This is a genomic window from Serratia sp. EC4 (assembly GCF_059652115.1).
On sequence record NZ_JBNIDE010000006.1, the window covers coordinates 202,241 to 222,005 of the forward strand.

Annotated in this window: 17 protein-coding genes; 8 read left to right on the plus strand and 9 right to left on the minus strand. The window is 58.5% G+C overall.

The window, feature by feature from the left end; genetic code table 11:
- Positions 1-7: 7 nt before the first annotated feature.
- From atpI to asnC, 5 genes are all read right to left on the minus strand, one after another.
- A complete protein-coding gene (gene atpI, locus ACP39K_RS18055) occupies positions 8-391 on the minus strand; it encodes a F0F1 ATP synthase subunit I (protein WP_004933796.1) in 384 nt (127 codons plus the stop codon).
- 639 nt (positions 392-1,030) lie between these two features.
- Positions 1,031-1,651 carry a 16S rRNA (guanine(527)-N(7))-methyltransferase RsmG gene (gene rsmG, locus ACP39K_RS18060; RefSeq protein WP_015379471.1) on the minus strand — a complete coding sequence of 207 codons (621 nt, stop codon included), beginning with the start codon at positions 1,649-1,651 and terminating at the stop codon, positions 1,031-1,033.
- A gap of 138 nt (positions 1,652-1,789) precedes the next feature.
- On the minus strand, positions 1,790-3,679 hold the full coding sequence (gene mnmG / locus ACP39K_RS18065) for a tRNA uridine-5-carboxymethylaminomethyl(34) synthesis enzyme MnmG (protein WP_033639108.1): 1,890 nt from the start codon (positions 3,677-3,679) through the stop codon (positions 1,790-1,792).
- A gap of 380 nt (positions 3,680-4,059) precedes the next feature.
- Positions 4,060-4,500, minus strand: coding sequence for an FMN-binding protein MioC (mioC, locus tag ACP39K_RS18070; protein ID WP_016929621.1), 441 nt, complete (start codon positions 4,498-4,500; stop codon positions 4,060-4,062).
- Between the two features lie 100 nt (positions 4,501-4,600).
- Positions 4,601-5,062, minus strand: a complete 462-nt coding sequence (gene asnC / locus ACP39K_RS18075) for a transcriptional regulator AsnC (RefSeq protein ID WP_004933786.1) — start codon at positions 5,060-5,062, stop codon at positions 4,601-4,603.
- Positions 5,063-5,217: 155 nt separating this feature from the next.
- Here asnC and asnA point away from each other — a divergent pair, with 155 nt between their 5' ends.
- On the plus strand, positions 5,218-6,210 hold the full coding sequence (gene asnA, locus ACP39K_RS18080) for an aspartate--ammonia ligase (RefSeq protein WP_016929623.1): 993 nt from the start codon (positions 5,218-5,220) through the stop codon (positions 6,208-6,210).
- A 4-nt stretch (positions 6,211-6,214) separates the two neighbouring features.
- Here the strand turns inward: asnA and viaA are convergent, their stop codons facing one another.
- Positions 6,215-7,678: an ATPase RavA stimulator ViaA gene (viaA, locus tag ACP39K_RS18085; protein ID WP_004933781.1), complete on the minus strand. Its 1,464-nt coding sequence runs from the start codon at positions 7,676-7,678 to the stop codon at positions 6,215-6,217.
- Between the two features lie 2 nt (positions 7,679-7,680).
- Positions 7,681-9,189 (minus strand): ATPase RavA, encoded by a 1,509-nt coding sequence (ravA, locus tag ACP39K_RS18090; RefSeq protein ID WP_103086431.1) that lies wholly within the window; start codon positions 9,187-9,189, stop codon positions 7,681-7,683.
- A 283-nt stretch (positions 9,190-9,472) separates the two neighbouring features.
- Between ravA and kup the strand changes: the two genes are divergently transcribed.
- The 7 genes from kup (at position 9,473) to rbsR (ending at position 17,325) form a co-directional block, all read left to right on the plus strand.
- Positions 9,473-11,341 (plus strand): low affinity potassium transporter Kup, encoded by a 1,869-nt coding sequence (gene kup, locus ACP39K_RS18095; protein WP_015379467.1) that lies wholly within the window; start codon positions 9,473-9,475, stop codon positions 11,339-11,341.
- Between the two features lie 170 nt (positions 11,342-11,511).
- The gene (gene rbsD, locus ACP39K_RS18100; RefSeq protein ID WP_016929625.1) at positions 11,512-11,931 is read left to right on the plus strand and encodes a D-ribose pyranase; all 420 of its coding nucleotides are present in this window, start codon (positions 11,512-11,514) and stop codon (positions 11,929-11,931) included.
- 7 nt (positions 11,932-11,938) lie between these two features.
- The gene (rbsA, locus tag ACP39K_RS18105; protein WP_016929626.1) at positions 11,939-13,444 is read left to right on the plus strand and encodes a ribose ABC transporter ATP-binding protein RbsA; all 1,506 of its coding nucleotides are present in this window, start codon (positions 11,939-11,941) and stop codon (positions 13,442-13,444) included.
- Between the two features lie 6 nt (positions 13,445-13,450).
- Positions 13,451-14,419, plus strand: a complete 969-nt coding sequence (gene rbsC / locus ACP39K_RS18110) for a ribose ABC transporter permease (protein ID WP_004933766.1) — start codon at positions 13,451-13,453, stop codon at positions 14,417-14,419.
- 24 nt (positions 14,420-14,443) lie between these two features.
- Positions 14,444-15,331 carry a ribose ABC transporter substrate-binding protein RbsB gene (rbsB, locus tag ACP39K_RS18115; protein WP_025304729.1) on the plus strand — a complete coding sequence of 296 codons (888 nt, stop codon included), beginning with the start codon at positions 14,444-14,446 and terminating at the stop codon, positions 15,329-15,331.
- Positions 15,332-15,392: 61 nt separating this feature from the next.
- Complete coding sequence (gene rbsK, locus ACP39K_RS18120; RefSeq protein ID WP_497008739.1) at positions 15,393-16,319, plus strand: ribokinase; 927 nt, start codon at positions 15,393-15,395, stop codon at positions 16,317-16,319.
- A gap of 4 nt (positions 16,320-16,323) precedes the next feature.
- Entirely contained in the window at positions 16,324-17,325 is a 1,002-nt protein-coding gene (gene rbsR, locus ACP39K_RS18125) for a ribose operon transcriptional repressor RbsR (protein WP_025160301.1), read from the plus strand.
- Here the strand turns inward: rbsR and mdtD are convergent.
- Entirely contained in the window at positions 17,322-18,737 is a 1,416-nt protein-coding gene (gene mdtD / locus ACP39K_RS18130) for a multidrug transporter subunit MdtD (RefSeq protein WP_025160302.1), read from the minus strand. The two genes, rbsR and mdtD, sit on opposite strands and share 4 nt — an antisense overlap.
- 67 nt (positions 18,738-18,804) lie before the next feature.
- Positions 18,805-19,494, minus strand: a complete 690-nt coding sequence (locus tag ACP39K_RS18135; RefSeq protein ID WP_004933751.1) for a FadR/GntR family transcriptional regulator — start codon at positions 19,492-19,494, stop codon at positions 18,805-18,807.
- Positions 19,495-19,765: the final 271 nt, after the last annotated feature.

A 19,765-nucleotide genomic window follows, 5' to 3' on the forward strand; every position in this document is an offset into this window, starting at 1 on the left:
TATTTAGTTAAGTTCGGTAACTGTTAATCACGGCCGGTGCCACTATCTGCACCACTAACACCGCTAAATAGGTCAGGCCAAGCGGTATAAACTCCGCCTTGAACACCCCCAGCGCCACGATCAGCAAAACGATGGTGATCACGACCTTTAGCCCCTCGCCGATGGCGAACGACCAGGCGACCCTACCGGGCGCCGGCGTTTGCGCCTGATGGCGCAAGGCAAACAGCATAAACATTGCACTCGGCAACCAGGCGGCGAGACCGCCTGCCAGCGCCGAAGCGCTCCATTCCGGGCTTTTCAGCCAGAAAGCAACGCTGATCAGAACAAAAGTCATTAACTGCAAAAACAGCAGTTTGCGTGCGACTTTCCCGCTGTAAAGGGACACAGACATGACGTTTGTTCTCTCCGTACCCCAGAGGGGGTATGCTGAGTGACGTATACAACTGTTTTTGCTGTCCTGAGTCAAGCAGCAAAAAACGAGCAAATTATACGGGGCATACCAACGAATTCAATCGATAAGTAGCGAAAAGGTGAACAATTATTTAAATTTCCCTATTCCAGCCTATTTTCACAAGAAAACGGTCGGAATAATAGGGCGCATTTAATTGTCTGATTATTCCAGCGTTGCGTTTAGAAACGCGAGGCCGATCACAGTAATGTCCCTTCCTGATTTATAGCCGATGGTCAACCAAACCGTCTTTAGCAATTTGAGCGATCAAAAGATTATATAAATCAAAACATTATCAGTTAACTGTTCAAAAACAATCCGTATACCCGATGAAAACCTTTTATTGACAAGCAGCGGGGCAATATTCCAACAGCCAATTAACATTAGCAGCAAACGCCAATCTTTCGCACATGATTGCTAACGTGACTATTTCCAAATGCAATTACTCTATTGTCGCTAATTAGCCGCGTTTTTTGTGTTAATAGAAAGTAAATTAACTAAAAAAAGCGACCAACTAATTAGCCTGCTTACCTTTCTGCTGGGTACGACCTTTAATTCACGCTTGTTTGATCAAAAGCAAACTCAGTTTGCCTTAAGAATCACCAGATGACGTTCGCCTTCCAGTTCAGGCACCTGCAGCCGCACGATGGACTCCAGGCTAACGCCAGCCGGCAGCTGCGTCAGTTCTTCATCCGGACGCACGCCTTTCAACGCGTAAAAACGCCCCTGCCCTTTCGCCGGCAGGTGATGGCACCAGGACAGCATATCCTGCAGCGAAGCGAATGCCCGGCTGATCACGCCATCGAACGGCGGCTCGGCCGGAAACGCTTCGACGCGGCTCTGCACCGGCTCGATATTGTTCAGGCCCAGCTCATGCTGCACCTGACGCAGAAAACGCACGCGCTTGCCCAGGCTGTCGAGCAGCGTGAAATGCGCGTCCGGGCGCACGATCGCCAGCGGAATGCCCGGTAAACCGGGGCCGGTGCCGACATCGATAAAACGCGAGCCCTGCAGATGCGGATTGACCACAATGCTGTCGAGGATGTGGCGCACCAGCATTTGTTGCGGATCGCGCACCGACGTGAGGTTATAAGCCTTGTTCCACTTATCCAGCATGCCGACATAGCCCAGCAGCTGCTGTTTCTGCTGATCGGGCAGCTCAATGCCTGCTGCCGCGAGCAGCGAGTCTAATTTTTTTTGCACAACGGATCCTCTGGCAGGCGCTGAACGACCAGCGGATGGTTAGCTGGCGCAATGAGGCGACTATGATAATTCAGGGCGCAAGTGATGTCAGCGGCCGTTTGGCTACGGGTTGAGCAAACGGCCGCCTGGATGCGGGATTTATGCGCTGCGGCGCAGCAGTCCCTGCTTTTTCAGCCAGATCAGCAAAATCGAGATCGCCGCTGGCGTAATGCCGGAGATGCGCGAAGCCTGGCCGATGGAGTTCGGTTTGTGATCGTTCAGCTTGGCGATCACTTCGTTCGACAGTCCCGAAACCTGACGGTAGTCAAGATCCAGCGGCAGCACGGTATTCTCGTTGCGCTGCTGTTTTTCGATCTCTTCCTGTTGGCGAGCGATATAGCCTTCGTATTTGACCTGGATCTCGACCTGCTCGGCGGCTTGGACGTCGTCCAGCGGCGGCGCGAAGGCGTCGGTGCCGGTCAACTGCGCGTAATCCATCTCCGGGCGACGCAGCAGTTCTTCGCCGTTCGCTTCACGCGACAGCGGCGCTTTCAGCAGCACATTGACCTGTTCGACGTTCTCGGCGTGCGGATGCATCCAGATGTCGCGCAGGCGCTGACGTTCGCGTTCGATTCGCTCCAGCTTCTCGCTGTAACGCGCCCAACGCACGTCGTCCACCAGGCCCAGCTCGCGGCCTTTTTCCGTCAGGCGGAGATCGGCGTTGTCTTCGCGCAGCATCAGACGATACTCGGCGCGAGAGGTAAACATGCGGTACGGCTCTTTGGTACCAAGGGTGCTGAGATCGTCCACCAGCACGCCGAGGTAGGCCTGATCGCGACGTGGCGCCCAGCCCTCTTGTTCATCGGCGAAACGCCCGGCATTCAGGCCGGCCAGCAAGCCCTGCGCGGCGGCTTCTTCATACCCGGTGGTGCCGTTGATCTGGCCGGCGAAGAACAGGCCCTGAATGAATTTGCTTTCCAGCGTCGGCTTCAGATCGCGCGGATCGAAGAAATCGTACTCGATGGCATAACCAGGGCGAATAATACGCGCGTTCTGCATTCCTTCCATCGAACGGACGATCTGCATCTGCACATCGAAAGGCAAGCTGGTGGAAATCCCGTTAGGGTAAATCTCGTTGCTGGTCAGGCCTTCCGGCTCAAGGAAGATCTGGTGCGCGTTGCGATCGGCAAAACGCATGACCTTGTCTTCGATCGACGGGCAGTAACGTGGACCGATCCCTTCGATGATCCCGGCATACATCGGGCTGCGATCGAGGTTATTGCGGATCACGTCATGGGTTTTTTCATTGGTGTGGGTGATGTAGCACGCCATTTGTTCCGGGTGCTGGCTGGCATCGCCCAGGAACGAGAATACCGGCACCGGCGTGTCGCCGTGTTGCGGCGCCAGTACGCTGAAATCGATAGTGCGGGCGTCGATGCGCGGCGGCGTACCGGTTTTCAAGCGGTTAACGCGCAGCGGCAGTTCACGCAAACGCTGCGACAGCGAGATCGAAGGAGGATCCCCGGCGCGGCCGCCGCTGTAATTCTCCAGGCCGATATGGATCTTGCCGTCCAGGAAGGTGCCTACGGTCAATACCACCGCCTTGGCGCGGAATTTCAGGCCCATTTGGGTGACGGCGCCGACTACGCGATCGTTTTCGACGATCAGATCCTCAACCGGCTGTTGGAAGATCATCAGGTTGGGCTGGTTCTCCAACGCGGTACGGATCGCCTGGCGATACAAGACGCGATCCGCCTGAGCGCGAGTGGCGCGAACGGCAGGGCCTTTACTGGCGTTTAGTATCCTAAACTGGATGCCGGCATGGTCGATCGCTGTCGCCATCAAGCCGCCGAGCGCATCAATTTCCTTAACCAGATGCCCTTTACCAATACCGCCAATCGCCGGGTTACAAGACATCTGTCCCAGCGTATCGATATTGTGTGTCAATAATAAAGTCTGACGTCCCATGCGCGCCGCGGCCATGGCGGCCTCGGTACCTGCATGGCCACCACCGATGATGATGACGTCAAATTGATCTGGATAAAACATGGAACTGCACCTCGCCGTATTGCGAACGATCGTATTTGCCCTGGGGTCGGGGATTCTACTCAAGTTTAGACGATCGACCAAGTGGTCCGGATCGTCGGTAATTAAAAGAAGATCTTTTTTATTTAAAGATCTCTTTATTAGATCTCTTATTAGGATCGCGATCCTCTGTGGATAAGTGACTATTCACGATGAAGATCAGCAGATTAAGGAGGATCGTTTGCTGTGAATGATCGGTGATCCCGACGCAGATAAGCTGGGATCTAAAAGGCTTGTTATGCACAGGACAAAAAGCGCTCTACGGTTGTTATTGGGATAACTACGGCTTTTACCCTGCTTTTAAGCTTAGTTATCCACAATCGTTCGCGCGATCTTTAGACGAATTAGAGTAAATTAATCCAGTTTTTTACCCATTCCTCGGCCGGATCCTCGGGAATTTCATGCTCGGTCACGTCGATCTCAAGACGATCGCCGATCCTTTTAGCGCCTCTGGCGATCAACAGATCGTCGATCTGTTTGATCGCGCCGCAGAAGGTGTCGTATTCCGAACTGCCCAAACCGACGGCGCCGAACTGCACCTCGGAAAGATCCGGCTGCTGCTCAGCGATCTGTTCCAGCAGCGGTTGAAGGTTATCCGGCAGTTCGCCGGCGCCGTGCGTGGAAGAGACCACCAGCCAGCGGCCGGTCAACGGCAGTTCATCCAGTTCAGGGCCGTGCAGCATCTCGGTAGAGAAACCCGCGTCTTCCAGCTTTTCAGCCAAATGTTCAGCCACGTATTCGGCGCTGCCAAGCGTACTGCCACTGATCAGAGTAATGTCTGCCATGAACCAACGATCCCAACCTTCTCACTCAAAGTGGCTGCATTGTACGCTGTGAATCGGCTGGGATCTACCTGTGGATAATGTGGGTATGCAATTTGGCGGGTTACGGCACGATGGTGCGCATAATGGGGTTCTGCAGCGAGATCAGCGTTTCGGTAGACTGGATCTCGTCGATGGTCTGGATCTTGTTGATAAGTACCTGTTGCAACGCGTCGATCGATCGGCACATTACCTTAATAAAGACGCTGTAGTGGCCGGTGGTGTAATAGGCTTCCACCACTTCTTCCAGGCTTTCCAGCTTCTTCAGCGCCGAAGGGTAATCCTTGGCGCTCTTTAAGATGATGCCGATAAAGCAGCACACGTCGTAGCCCAGCTGTTTGGGGCTGACGTCGATGCGCGCGCCGGTGATGATCCCGGCCTGCTTCATCTTCTCCACCCGCACATGAATAGTGCCGGGGCTGACGGCGAAGTTTTTCGCCAGTTCGGCGTACGGTGTGCGCGCATTGTCCATCAGGGCGTTGAGGATGCCGCGATCGAGATTATCGATCTGATAAATTTCCGCCATTTAATCCCCCATTAATTAACGATTGTTGAATTCTGTCCGGGTAAAAATGAACGATTAAAAGTGAAAAGGCAATATTGATTAATGGATATTGAATAGTCGTGTCATTTTGTTGCTTAATCGATGGCAACAGAGACAGGTTTACAAGAGATACGGCAATGAAAAAACAGTTTATCCAAAAACAACAACAAATCAGCCAGGTCAAATCCTTCTTCTCCCGCCAGCTGGAGCAACAGCTCGGTCTGATCGAAGTGCAGGCTCCGATCCTTAGCCGCCTGGGCGACGGCACGCAGGATAACCTTTCCGGCAGCGAGAAAGCGGTGCAGGTCAAAGTCAAAACCTTGCCGGACGCCACCTTCGAAGTGGTGCATTCGTTGGCGAAATGGAAACGCAAAACCCTGGGCAGCTACGATTTCGGTGCCGGCGAAGGCCTGTATACCCATATGAAGGCGCTGCGCCCGGATGAAGACCGTCTGACGCCAATCCACTCGGTGTACGTCGATCAGTGGGACTGGGAGCGGGTGATGGGCGACGGTGAGCGCAGCCTGGACTACCTGAAAAACACCGTGCGCAGCATTTACGCTGCGATCAAGGCGACGGAGGCGGAAGTCAGCCGTGAGCATGGCCTGACCCCATTCCTGCCGGAACAGATCCACTTCGTGCACAGCGAAACCCTGCTGCAGCGCTATCCGGATCTGGACGCCAAAGGGCGTGAGCGGGCGATTGCCAAAGAATTGGGCGCGGTGTTCCTGATCGGCATCGGCGGCAAGCTGTCGCATGGCAAATCGCACGATGTGCGTGCGCCGGATTATGATGACTGGACTACGCCGACGGCGGATGGCCTGGCGGGCCTGAACGGCGATATCGTGGTGTGGAACCCGGTGCTGCAGGACGCTTTCGAGCTGTCTTCCATGGGCATCCGCGTCGACGCCGCGGCGCTGAAACATCAGCTGGCGCTGACCGGCGATGAAGAGCGCATGAAGCTGGAATGGCACCAGTCGCTGCTGCGCGGCGATATGCCGCAGACCATCGGCGGCGGCATCGGTCAGTCGCGTCTGGTGATGCTGCTGTTGCAGCTGTCGCATATCGGCCAGGTGCAGTGCGGCGTGTGGTCGCCGGAAGTGCGCGGCGCGGTCGAAGGCCTGCTCTAACCGCCTAGCGCCGCCAGCGGCGCATCAAACGGCTTTTCAACCCGGTATCAAAGCGCCAGATATGATCGAAGATGCGCATGATGCCGGGTTTGCCATAGGCGGACATCGCCACCGCGTGAAAACGTTGCTGGTGGCTTTGTTGCTGCTGTTTCACCTTCTTTATTACCTCCTCCGGCAACCGCTGGGCGATAAAATCAGAAATGATCACCGCATCGGCATCGAACCAGCCGCTCTCCGCCATTTTGGTGACGGTGGCGTTCAGGCAGGCCGCCAGATCGGTGCCGCCGCGAAACTGCTGGCCGAGAAAACGCACCGCCTGCTCAATGCCGCTGGCGGCGGTGAGTTCGTAATGTACGATCTGGTTGGCGAACAGCATGATGTAGCAGCGGCGGTTGTCCGCCAGCGCAATGCGCAGCAGCGCCAGACAGAAGGCCTTGGCGCACTGTTCGTTGAAACCGCCCATCGATCCGGAGGTGTCCACGCAGACGATAAACGGCCCGCGCGGCTGTTGATCCTGCTGCTGGTGAGTGACCTGGCGGATCAGGATCTGTTCCTGCCAGACGTCGCCCTGCAGACGGTAGCTCAGCAGCCGCTTTTCCAACAGGCGGCGGTAGAACTCGAATTCCAGCTCTTCAATCCCCAGTGTCGCCAGCTCCGGCGGCAGCAGGCGCAGGATGTCGTCGCTCTGATGAATGCCGCTCACTTCTTCCGGCAGCGTGGCCGGCACCTGCACCATGACCCTGAACGGCTCCGGCTGCGCGTCCTGTTGCTGCACCGCCTTGGCCTGATAGCTGCGGCCCAGCTGTTGCGCCAGCTTTTTCAGCTCCGGCTGCTGCTGCAAAAAGTTGCCGTACTCCACCAGCCGCTGGTAATCGCCACGCTGCAACTGGCCTTTGCTCATATCCCACAGCCTGCCGGCGGCGGTGTCATTTTCCGACAGCAGCGGCTCCAGCGCGCCGCTCAGCGCCAGGCGCTCCTGCAGCTCCGCCATCAGTTGCTCGCGCTCTTGTTCCAGCAACTGGTGGTGCAGCATGGTGGCTTGCAGCGTCAGGCTGATGCGCCAGCGCTGCAGAAACAGGGTTTGAAAGCTGTCGTCAAGCGGGTGATTGGGCAGATCGGCGGCGTCCACCAGCGCGCGCGCCTGTTCATAAAACGGCGAGACCAGCTGGCGCAGCAGTTCCATCGTGTCGTTGAGGTTGTGATAAAACTGGGTGTTGTTCTCCAACTGGCACTGTTGGTAGCGGTAAAATTCCTGCGCCAGCGCCGGCGGCACCATCGCCTCCTGCAGACGTTCCTTAAGCTGCAGCTTCCAACGCGGCAGATCGCGATCCAGCGCCCGGCGAAGGGCCGGAAACTTTTTAAAGAATACCGACAGCTGCGGCGCGGCCAGCATGCCGACGATCATCTCCTCGATCATCTCGCCTTCGGTGATCGCCAGCAGCAGATCGAGCGTCTCCAGACTGAGCATGGTTACTGGCCGCGCATTTGCTGCTGTTGCTGTTTAACCTGTTCCGCGACCTGCAGCAAACTGGCTTCGATCTTGGCCAGGCCGGCGGCGGGCGTGAACAGACAGGGCTGATGTTGGCTGAAGGCGCGGCGTTGCTCCGCCAGGCGCTGGGCCAATCCGTCCATTTCATCCAGCAGCGCTTGCGGCGTGGCGGTGGCCTGTTTGCCCGGCAGCGCCAGCAATGACGGCTGGCGGCTGACGTCCAACACCGTGAGGTGCAGTTGATCGTCCACGTCCAAATCGATCGGCTGCGCGAAGCCGATGCCATTTAGCTTGGCGCGCACGTCGCCGCCTTTTTGCAGCCAGTTGTCCAGCGCGCTGCTTTCGATGCTCAGATGGTTGACCTGAATGTCATGCAGCTGCAGCGGCTTTTGCAACAGCAGGGTAAGGGTGCCGACGGCGAACGGCGTGGCCGGCGCGTATTGCGGTTTGCGGCTGAACATGCCGCCTTTTTTCACCAGGCTGATGGCCTGCCGATCGCTTTGCTGCTGCTGGTCCTGCAGCCAGCGGGTGTGGATCTGTTGCAACTGGATCAGCATCGACTGCTGCTGATAGGCCGACTCGGTCAGCAACTGATCGATCTGCTGTTGCAGCAGCTTCAGCGAGGTGAGATCGTGCCACAGGCAGTCTTTCAATAGCATCAGGTCGAGCGGGGCGATGGCATCGCGCCCGCTGAAGAAGGCGCAGGCCTGCAGCAGACGCAGGGCTTTTTTCCAGCGCCGATCGGAGACGTAAGGCGCCTGCTCCAGCGCATCCAGCCGCTGGCGCAGCTGGAAGATCAGCTCAAAACAGGCTTCCGGCAGCGCGACTTTGTCGATCTGCGATTGCCACTGCAGAAACTCTTCGTCGCTGATGCTCAGCGCCGCCGGCACCGGGTTTTGGCTTTCGCTCTGGCGGTTGACCAGCAGCGAGCGGAAATTCTGTTTATCCTGCACCTTGTCCAGCCACAGACGGATCAGCATGCGGTCATATAAAGCTTCGAGGCTGTTGTCCGCTTCGGGCAGTTCGTTGGAGGCGGTGACCAGCAGGCGCAGCGGGATCGGTTCTTCGCTGTTGCCGTTGCGAAAACGGCGTTCGTTGATCGCCGTCAGCAGGGTGTTGAGGATCGCCGGGCCGGCCTTCCAGATCTCGTCCAGAAACACGATCTCCGCTTCCGGCAGATAGCCGGCGGTCAGACGCTGATAGCGCCCCTCATCTTTCAGCGCCTGAATAGATAGCGGGCCGAAGACCTCTTCCGGCGTGGAAAAACGCGTCATCAGGTATTCAAAGGAGCGGGCGTTGCGGAAGGCAAACTTCAGCCGGCGCGCGATCAGGCTCTTGGCGATGCCGGGCGGGCCGAGCAGGAATACGCTTTCGCCGCTCAGCGCCGCCAGCAGGCACAGACGGATTGCCTCTTGCCGCTCATAAAGACCGCTCTCCAGCGCGTTGCTGAGGCGGGAAATTCGTTCTGCCAGAAGGGATGATGGCGTCATATAATTGTCGCATTGTCCGAGAGTTAGCCAATCTTGGTCGATAATCCGATGATAAACCACCATTATTTTTAGTGGTATAGCCTGTTGATTAGTAATATTTTTCTAAGTTAAGCCGGATATTCGGTTCACATTTTGTTTATTTTTCGGCTCTGATATAAGGGTAGGCAAGCGGTATAAATGGTGCATACTGTGCGGCTTTCTGGTGGGCGTGACGGATCTTTGAGCCCGTATTTTGCCTGATGCGGATGCATCGCTAACGGATGTTCTGATAAAGAAACGAATTATGAGCGCAGAGCATAAGCAGTCCTTATCGGCGGTAACCTTGGCTGCCATCGGCGTGGTCTACGGTGATATCGGCACCAGCCCTCTCTATACGTTGAGAGAGTGTTTCTCCGGCCATTACGGCTTCGATGTTCGTCCAGACGTGGTTTTCGGCTTCCTGTCGCTGATTTTCTGGATGTTGATCGTGATCGTTTCCCTCAAATATCTCACCTACGTGATGCGCGCGGACAACGCCGGCGAGGGCGGCATTCTGACGCTGATGTCGCTGGCCGGGCGCAATACCTCGGCGCGCACCACTGCGGTGTTGGTGATACTGGGCCTGATCGGCGGCAGCTTCTTCTATGGCGAGGTGGTGATCACCCCGGCGATCTCGGTGATGTCGGCGATAGAGGGGTTGGAAATCGCCGCGCCTGCGCTTGACGCCTATATCGTGCCGCTCTCCATTCTGGTGCTGACGCTGCTGTTCGTTATCCAAAAGCACGGCACCGGCAGCGTCGGCAAGCTGTTCGCCCCGGTAATGCTGCTGTGGTTCATCGTGTTGGCGGTGCTGGGCGCGCGCAGCATCATTTCGAACCCGGAAGTGCTGCAGGCGCTGAATCCCAAATGGGCGCTCAATTTCTTCATGGAATATAAGAAGGTGTCGTTCTTCGCTCTGGGGGCGGTGGTGTTGTCGATCACCGGCGTCGAGGCGCTGTATGCCGATATGGGGCACTTCGGCAAGTTCCCGATCCGTCTGGCCTGGTTCACCGTGGTGCTGCCTTCGCTGGTGCTCAACTACTTCGGCCAGGGGGCGCTGCTGCTGAAAAATCCTGAGGCGATCAAAAACCCGTTCTTCCTGCTGGCGCCCGATTGGGCGCTGATCCCGCTGCTGATTCTGGCGACCCTGGCGACGGTGATCGCTTCGCAGGCGGTGATTTCCGGCGTCTTCTCGCTGACTCGCCAGGCGGTGCGCCTGGGCTATCTGTCGCCGATGCGCATCATTCACACTTCGGAAATGGAATCCGGCCAGATCTACATTCCGGTGATCAACTGGACGCTGTACATCTCGGTGGTGCTGGTGATCATCGGCTTTGAGCACTCCAGCAACCTGGCGGCGGCGTACGGCATCGCCGTCACCGGCACCATGGTGTTGACCAGCATTCTGGTCACCTCGGTGGCGATCAATAACTGGCACTGGAATCGCTTCCTGGCGATCGGCATCGTGACCATCTTGCTGATCATCGACGTGCCGATGTTTTCCGCCAACGCCCTGAAGCTGTTCTCCGGCGGCTGGCTGCCGCTGACCTTGGCGCTGGTGATGTTCATCATTATGACCACCTGGAAGAGCGAGCGCTTCCGCCTGCTGCGCCGCCTGCATGAGCACGGCAACTCGTTGGAGGCGATGATCGCCTCGCTGGAGAAATCGCCGCCGGTGCGGGTGCCGGGTACCGCGGTGTTCTTGTCGCGCGCCACCAACGTCATTCCTTTTGCGCTGCTGCACAACCTGAAGCACAACAAGGTGCTGCACGAGCGTGTGGTGCTGCTGACGCTGCGCACCGAGGATGCGCCTTACGTGCACAACGTGCGCCGGGTAACCATCGAGCAGCTGTCGCCGACCTTCTGGCGGGTGGTGGCCAGCTACGGCTGGCGTGAAACGCCGAACGTCGAGGAAGTGTTCCACCGCTGCGGGCTGGAAGGGTTGCCGTGCCGCATGTCGGAGACGTCGTTCTTCATGTCCCATGAATCGCTGATCCTCACCAAGCGGCCATGGTACCTCTACCTGCGCGGCAAACTGTTCGTCGCTCTGAGCCGCAATGCGCTGCGCGCGCCGGATCAGTTCGAAATTCCGCCGAACCGGGTTATTGAACTCGGCACGCAGGTCGAGATCTAATCCGCCTGACAGGGGCTCAGCATGGCTGAGCCCCTTTTGTTTGCGCTTTGTCCGTGTGCGAACGAAACGTTTCGATAACGATCACACTTCTGCATTGTCCCGGTTGCCTTCCCCTGCCGTTTTTTTAAACTCCCCCAAAGAGCGAAACGTTTCGCTAGCGGAGTGAGAAGATGAAAAAAGGCGTATTACTGAATTCCGACGTGTCTGCCGTGATTGCCCGGCTGGGGCATACCGACCAGCTCACTCTGTGCGACGCGGGCCTGCCGATACCGGCGGAAACGCAGCGCATCGATCTGGCGCTGACGCAGGGCGTGCCGACCTTCATGCAGGTGTTCGCGGCGGTCACGCAAGAGATGCAGGTAGAAAGCGCCATTCTGGCGGAAGAGATTGTGAAACAGAATCCGTCGCTCCACGAGGCGCTGCTGGCGGAACTGACCGCACTGGGCCAACGCCAGGGTAACACCATCAGCGTGCGCTATATCAGCCATCAGGCGTTTAAAGCGCAAACCGAGCACAGCCGGGCGGTGATTCGCAGCGGGGAGTGTTCGCCTTACGCGAACGTGATCCTGTGCGCCGGCGTAACTTTCTGAGGCGCGTATGCAACCTTTACTGCAACTGAAAGGGATTGATAAAGCCTTTCCCGGCGTGAAGGCGCTTTCTGGCGCCGCCCTCAGCGTCTATCCCGGCAAGGTGATGGCGCTGGTGGGGGAAAACGGCGCCGGGAAGTCCACCATGATGAAAGTGCTGACCGGCATCTACCAGAAAGACGCCGGCAGTCAGTATTTTCTCGGTAAAGAGGTGGTATTCAACGGGCCCAAGGATTCGCAGGAAGCGGGCATCGGCATTATCCATCAGGAGCTGAACCTGATCCCGCAACTGACGATTGCGGAAAACATCTTCCTCGGCCGCGAGTTCGTCAACCGTTTCGGCCGCATTGACTGGAAGCGCATGTACGCCGAGGCCGATCGCTTGCTGGCGCGCCTCAACCTGCGCTACAGCAGCCATCGGCTGGTGGGCGAGCTGTCGATCGGCGATCAGCAGATGGTGGAGATCGCCAAGGTGCTGAGCTTCGAATCGAAAGTGATCATCATGGACGAACCGACCGATGCGCTGACCGACACCGAAACCGCCTCGCTGTTCAAGGTGATCAACGAGCTGAAGGCCGAAGGGCGCGGCATCGTGTATATCTCGCACCGCCTGAAAGAGATTTTTGAAATCTGCGACGACGTGACGGTATTTCGCGACGGGCAGTTTATCGCCGAGCGGCCGGTGAGCGAGCTGCAGGAAGATTCGCTGATTGAGATGATGGTCGGCCGCAAGCTGGAAGAACAATACCCGCGCCTTGATTTGCCGCGCGGGGAAAAGCGGCTGGACGTCAGCCACCTTTCCGGCCCCGGCGTTGAAGACGTCAGCTTTACGCTGTATCGCGGCGAGATCCTCGGCGTGGCCGGGCTGATGGGCGCCGGGCGCACCGAATTGATGAAGATCCTGTATGGTGCCGCGCCGCGCAAGGCCGGTACCGTCAGCCTGGACGGCCGCGAGGTGGTCACCCATTCGCCGCAGGATGGGTTGGCGAACGGCATTGTCTATATCTCGGAAGACCGCAAGCGCGACGGCCTGGTGCTGGGCATGTCGGTGAAGGAAAACATGTCGCTGACCGCGCTGCGCTACTTCAGCCGCGCCGACGGCAGCTTGAAGCAGGCCGACGAGCGGCAGGCGGTGGGGGACTTCATCCGCCTGTTCAATATCAAAACGCCGTCGATGGAGCAGCCGATCGGTCTGCTTTCCGGCGGCAATCAGCAGAAAGTGGCGATCGCCCGCGGCCTGATGACCCGGCCGAAGGTGCTGATCCTCGATGAGCCGACGCGCGGCGTCGACGTCGGCGCCAAAAAAGAGATCTATCAGTTAATCAACCAGTTCAAACAGGAAGGGCTGAGCATCATTCTGGTGTCTTCGGAAATGCCGGAGGTGATGGGCATGAGCGATCGCATTCTGGTGATGCACGAAGGGCATCTCAGCGGCGAGTTCCCGATTGAACAGGCCACCCAGGAAGCGTTGATGGCGGCAGCCGTCGGCAAGCAATACGGCGTAAAGCAGGAGTAATCAGATATGAGTTCCCAGACTATCGCAGCTAAGCGCTGGTTCAGTAAAGAGTGGCTGTTAGAGCAGAAGTCGTTGATTGCGCTGCTGGTGCTGATCGCCGTGGTCTCTTCCATGAGCCCGAACTTCTTCACCCTGAACAACCTGTTCAATATTTTGCAGCAGACCTCGGTGAACGCCATCATGGCGGTGGGGATGACGCTGGTGATCCTCACGTCCGGCATCGATCTGTCGGTGGGATCGCTACTGGCGCTGACCGGCGCGGTGGCGGCGTCGATCGTCGGCTTTGAGGTCAACGCGCTGGTGGCGGTGGCGGCGGCACTGGCGCTGGGCGCCGCTGTTGGCGCCTGCACCGGAGTGATCGTCGCCAAAGGCAAAGTGCAGGCCTTTATCGCCACGCTGGTGATGATGCTGTTGCTGCGCGGCGTCACCATGGTGTACACCAACGGCAGCCCGATCAACACCGGTTTCACCGATGTGGCCGACACCTTCGGCTGGTTCGGCATCGGCCGTCCGCTAGGCGTGCCTACGCCGATCTGGATCATGGCGATCGTGTTCATCGCCGCCTGGTATATGCTGCACCATACGCGCTTGGGCCGCTATATTTATGCCCTGGGCGGCAACGAAGCGGCGACCCGTCTGTCCGGCATCAGCGTCGATAAAGTGAAGATTATCGTCTACTCGCTGTGCGGCCTGCTGGCGGCGTTGGCTGGGGTAATCGAAGTGGCGCGCCTGTCGTCGGCGCAGCCAACCGCCGGCACCGGCTATGAGCTGGACGCCATCGCCGCCGTGGTGCTGGGCGGCACCAGCCTGGCCGGCGGCAAGGGGCGCATCGTCGGCACGCTGATCGGGGCGCTGATCCTCGGCTTCCTGAACAACGGCCTGAATTTATTGGGTGTTTCTTCCTACTACCAAATGATCGTGAAGGCAGTGGTGATACTGCTGGCGGTTCTGGTAGATAACAAAAGCAACAAGTAACCTCCCCCTACAGGAATCACGATGATGAAAATGAAAAAACTGGCAACCTTAGCCTCCGCCATCGCGCTGAGCGCCACCCTGAGCGCCAATGCCATGGCCAAAGACACCATCGCGCTGGTGGTGTCCACCCTCAACAACCCGTTTTTCGTTTCGATGAAGGATGGGGCGCAGCAAGAGGCCAACAAGTTGGGCTACAACCTGGTGGTGTTGGATTCCCAGAACAACCCGGCGAAAGAGCTGGCCAACGTGCAGGATCTGATGGTGCGGGCGCCCAAGCTGCTGTTGATCAACCCGACCGACTCCGACGCGGTGGGCAACGCCATCAAGATGGCCAACCAGGCTAAGATCCCGGTCATCACGCTGGACCGCGTGGCGAGCAAGGGCGACGTGGTGAGCCACATCGCTTCGGATAACCGCGTGGGCGGCAAAATGGCCGGCGACTTCATCGCCAAGAAAGCGGGCGCCGATGCCAAGGTGATTCAGCTGGAAGGCATTGCCGGCACCTCCGCCGCGCGTGAACGCGGCGAAGGCTTCAAACAGTCGCTGGATCAGAATAAATTCAAACTGTTGGCCAGCCAGCCGGCCGATTTCGATCGCACCAAGGGTCTGAACGTGATGCAGAACCTGCTGACCGCTCACCCGGATGTGCAGGCGGTATTTGCCCAGAACGATGAAATGGCGTTGGGCGCGCTGCGTGCGCTGCAAACCGCCGGTAAAACCGACGTGATCGTGGTAGGCTTCGACGGCACCGCTGACGGCGTGAAAGCGGTCGAAGGCGGCAAGCTGGCGGCGACGGTGGCGCAGCGCCCCGATCAGATCGGCGTGATCGGTGTGGAAACCGCCGATAAGGTGCTGAAAGGCGAAAAAGTGCCGGCGACCATCCCGGTGGATTTGAAGCTGGTCACTCAGTAAGTCATACCAGCGCCATCGGAACGGGGCGTTTACGATGGCGCGCAATTCAGGAATCAATGCGATGGAAACAGGTAAGCTGGTGGTTCTTGGCAGCATCAATGCCGACCATATCCTCAATATTGAACAGTTCCCCCACCCGGGCGAAACGGTGATCGGGAAACAGTATAAGGTGGCGTTTGGCGGCAAGGGCGCGAATCAGGCGGTGGCGGCCGGGCGCAGCGGGGCGGAGATCGCCTTTATCGCCTGCGTAGGCGCCGATGATATCGGCGAGCGTATCCGCCGGCAGCTGGCGAGCGATCGCATTGATACTCAACCGATTGAAGCCATCGCCGACAGCACCACCGGCGTGGCGCTGATCTTCGTCAACGCCGAAGGCGAGAACGTGATCGGCATTGATGCCGGCGCCAACGCCGCGGTGACGCCGGATTACCTGGCGCGCTACCAACAAAAAGTGATCGACGCCGATGCCCTGCTGATGCAGCTGGAGTCGCCGCTGGAGACGGTGATCGCCGCCGCCCGCCTGGCGAAGCAACATCAAACGCAGGCGATCCTCAACCCGGCCCCGGCGCGCGAGCTGCCGGACGAGCTGCTGGCCATGATCGATATCATCACTCCGAATGAAACCGAAGCCCAGCGCCTGACCGGCATCGCCGTGGACAACGACGACGATGCGGCGCGTGCGGCGCAGGCGCTGCACGACAAGGGCATCGCGACGGTGATCATCACCCTCGGTAGCCGCGGCGTGTGGCTGAGCGAAAACGGCAACGGCAAACGGGTGCCCGGCTTCAAGGTGCAAGCGGTGGATACCATCGCCGCCGGCGATACCTTTAACGGTGCGCTGGTGACCGCCCTGTTGGAAAGCAAGGTCATGGCCGACGCGGTGCGTTTTGCCCATGCGGCGGCGGCGATCGCCGTGACCCGCCCTGGCGCGCAGCCTTCGGTGCCGTGGCGTGAAGAGATCGACGCCTTCTTGCAGCAACAGGGGTGATCCTTTGGCCACCATGAAAGATGTCGCCCGCCTGGCGGGCGTTTCAACTTCTACCGTTTCGCATGTGGTCAACAACAATCGCTTTGTCAGCGACAGCGTGCGCGACAAGGTCATGGCGGCCGTGGAACAGCTGAACTATGCGCCTTCCGCGCTGGCGCGCAGCCTGAAGCTCAATCAGACGCGCACCATCGGCATGCTGGTGACCGCCAGCAACAACCCGTTTTATGCCGAAGTGGTGCGCGGCGTGGAGCGCAGCTGCTATGAACGCGGCTACAGTTTAATTCTGTGCAATACCGAAGAAGACGCCGCGCGCATGAACCGCAGCATGGAGACGCTGCTGCAAAAGCGCGTCGACGGTTTGCTGTTGATGTGCACCGAAAACCACCGGCCATCGCAAGATGCCCTGAGCCGCTACCCGTCATTGCCGATCGTGATGATGGACTGGGCGCCGTTCGAGGGCGCCAACGACATTATTCAGGATAACTCGCTGCTGGGCGGCGAGATGGCGACCGACCATCTGATCGCCCGCGGCTACCGCAAGATCGCCTGCATCGCCGGTCCGCAGGATAAAACCACCGCCCGTCACCGACTGGAAGGCTATCGCAACGCGATGCGTCGCGCCGGATTGCCGGTTCCGCCAGGGTATGAAGTGCATTGCGACTTTGAGTTTGAGGGCGGGGTAAACGCCATGCGCCAACTGCTGGCGCTGGACGAGCCGCCGCATGCGGTGTTCGCCGGCAACGACGCGGTGGCGGTAGGCGTTTATCAGGCGCTGTATCAGGCCGGGCTTTCCGTGCCGCAGGATATGGCGGTGATGGGTTACGATGACATTGAGCTGGCGCGTTATCTGGCGCCACCGCTGAGCACCATTCACCAACCGAAGGATTCGCTGGGCGAATTGGCGATCGATGCGCTGATCAACCGCCTGCAGAACCCGGAGCGCGCACCCCAGGTGCTGGTGCTGACGCCCGAGCTGGTGGAACGCGCCTCGGTGGGGCGCCGTTAACTGGCCGCCTTCGCTTCTTTCTTGCTTTCCTGGCCGCTGATCAAATTGCGGCCATCTTTCCTTCTCAGCAACATAAACACCAGCGCCGACGCCACGGTGACGATCCCCATGGTGATAAAGGTGTAATGGAAGTGGTCGATCATGGTGCCTAACGACAGGGATTCGTAAAAACGCAGCACCGCCGCGCTGATCGCCACGCCGAAGCTGATGGACAGCTGTTGGGTGACCGCCAGGACGCTGTTGCCGGCGCTGGCGTTGGCGTCGTTCAAATCCGCCAGGCTGATGGTGTTCATGGCGGTGAACTGGGTGGACATCGCCATGCCCAGCACGAACAGCGGCAGGATCATCAGCCACAGCGGCATGCCCGGGCTTTGCAGGGCGAACTGGGCGATCAGCACCCCGATGATAACGGTGATGCCGACCAGCGTTTTACGGTAGCCGAACCAGCGCAGTACCTGAGTGACGGTGGATTTCGCCATCAGCGAGCCGATGGCGGTTGGCGCCATCATGCAACCGGCGACGATCGCCGTGTAGCCGAATCCCACCTGCAGCATGAGCGGCATTAAAAACGGCACGCAGCCGGTGCCCAGTCTGGAGGCGACGTTGCCGGCGATGCCGACCGAGAAGGTGCGGGTTTTGAACAGGTCGAGACCGATCAGTGGCTGAGGATGGCGGCGTGCGTGCGCGATGTAGCCGAACAGCATTACGAAGCCGCTGAGCAGAATGCCCAGCGAAACGTAGCTGGCCAGCACCCGCTCGCCAAACAGCTCCAGCCCGGTGGAGATTAGCACCAGGCTCAGGCCGAACAGCATAAATCCAAGGAAATCGAAGCGGCGTTTGGGCGTGGTGAAGTCCGGCATGTATTTGCGTGCATAGAAGATGCCGAGCAGACCGATAGGGATATTGATCAGGAAAATCCAGTGCCAGGTGGCGTAGGTTACCAGCCAGCCGCCCAGCAGCGGCCCCAGAATCGGCCCGACCAGGCCGGGCATGGTGACGAAGTTCAGCACCGGCAGCAGTTCGCTGCGCGGGTAGGCGCGCAGCAGCGCCAAGCGCGCGACCGGCATCATCATCGCGCCGCCGATACCCTGCAGCACGCGAGAGGCGACCAGCGCGCTCAACGTAGGAGACAAGGCGCACAGCAGCGAACCGAGGGTGAATAACGTGACGGCGAAGATGAATACCCGTCGAGTGCCGAAGCGATCCGCCAGCCAGCCGCTGACCGGGATCAGCATTGCCACCGTCAGCGTGTAGCTGATGACGGCCGATTGCATCGCCAGCGGCGAACGCCCCAGGCTTTGGGCGATCGCCGGCAGCGCGGTGTTGAGGATAGTGGCGTCCAGCGCCTGCATAAAGAACGCCATTGCGGCGATCCACGGTAGTCCTGCCATACTGCGCGCGGATTGGGTCATGGTCGGTCCTGGTTAAATGGTCGTCTGTCCCTCGTCTCTTTCTTCTATATATAAGCGGGGAGCGTGTCTAGTCTTTCTCTTTCAGCAGTACCTGGCAGGCGACGAGGGCGCCTGCGCTGTCTCCGGCGAGTATCGCATCGACGATAGCCTGATGATGGCGCAGCTTGATCACTTCATTGCCGGTGATGGCGCGGAAGTAGCTTTGGTACACCGAACTGAACAGGTTGGCGAACGAGGTCAGGAACGGGTTGCCGCTGGCCTCGTAGATGAGCTGGTGGAATTGGGTATCGACCTGGATCCAACGCTCGCGATCAAACTGGGTATGCAGCGCGCGCATTTCCGCCATCAGCCCCGCCAGCAACTTGGTTTGCTGCGGGCTGGCGTGGTTTGCCGCCAACGCGCAGGCCTGCGGCTCCAGCGAGGTGCGCAAGATAAGGAAGTGTTGCATCACCTGATCGAAGTTTTCCCGCGTCATCCACCAGGTCAGTAAATCTTGATCGAGGAAATTCCATTGGCTTTGCGGCATCACGCGGGTGCCAATGCGCGGGCGCGGCAATAACATGCCTTTGGCGGCTAACATCTTCACCGCTTCGCGCACCGCGGTACGGCTGACGCCGAATTGCTCGCCCAGTTCCATTTCACCAGGCAGGATGCTGCCGGCCTGATAATCGCCTGCCAGAATTTGTTGGCCGAGTTTTTCTGCAAGCAGATAAGAAAGATTGCGTTGGGCGGCCTGTTGTTGTGCATTTAACGGCATGGCTGCGGATCCTTACTGACATCGTTATTTCTATTTTACTCCAGTGATCGCCAGCTTTTATGGCTGTTTGCCTGAAAAAGTGACATAAATTCGCCGCTTTTTCGCCCTTTTGTTGAAAAAAAACGCGCTTGAAAAGTTTTTTGCATTTAGGGGTTGCGGCCCGCCGAGAACTCCCTATAATGCGCCTCCACTGACCGGGAACAACGACTGACAAGCCGCCGGGTCAGCGAGAAGAAAGCGAAATAAACGCTTGACTCTCCGGGCGAAAAGT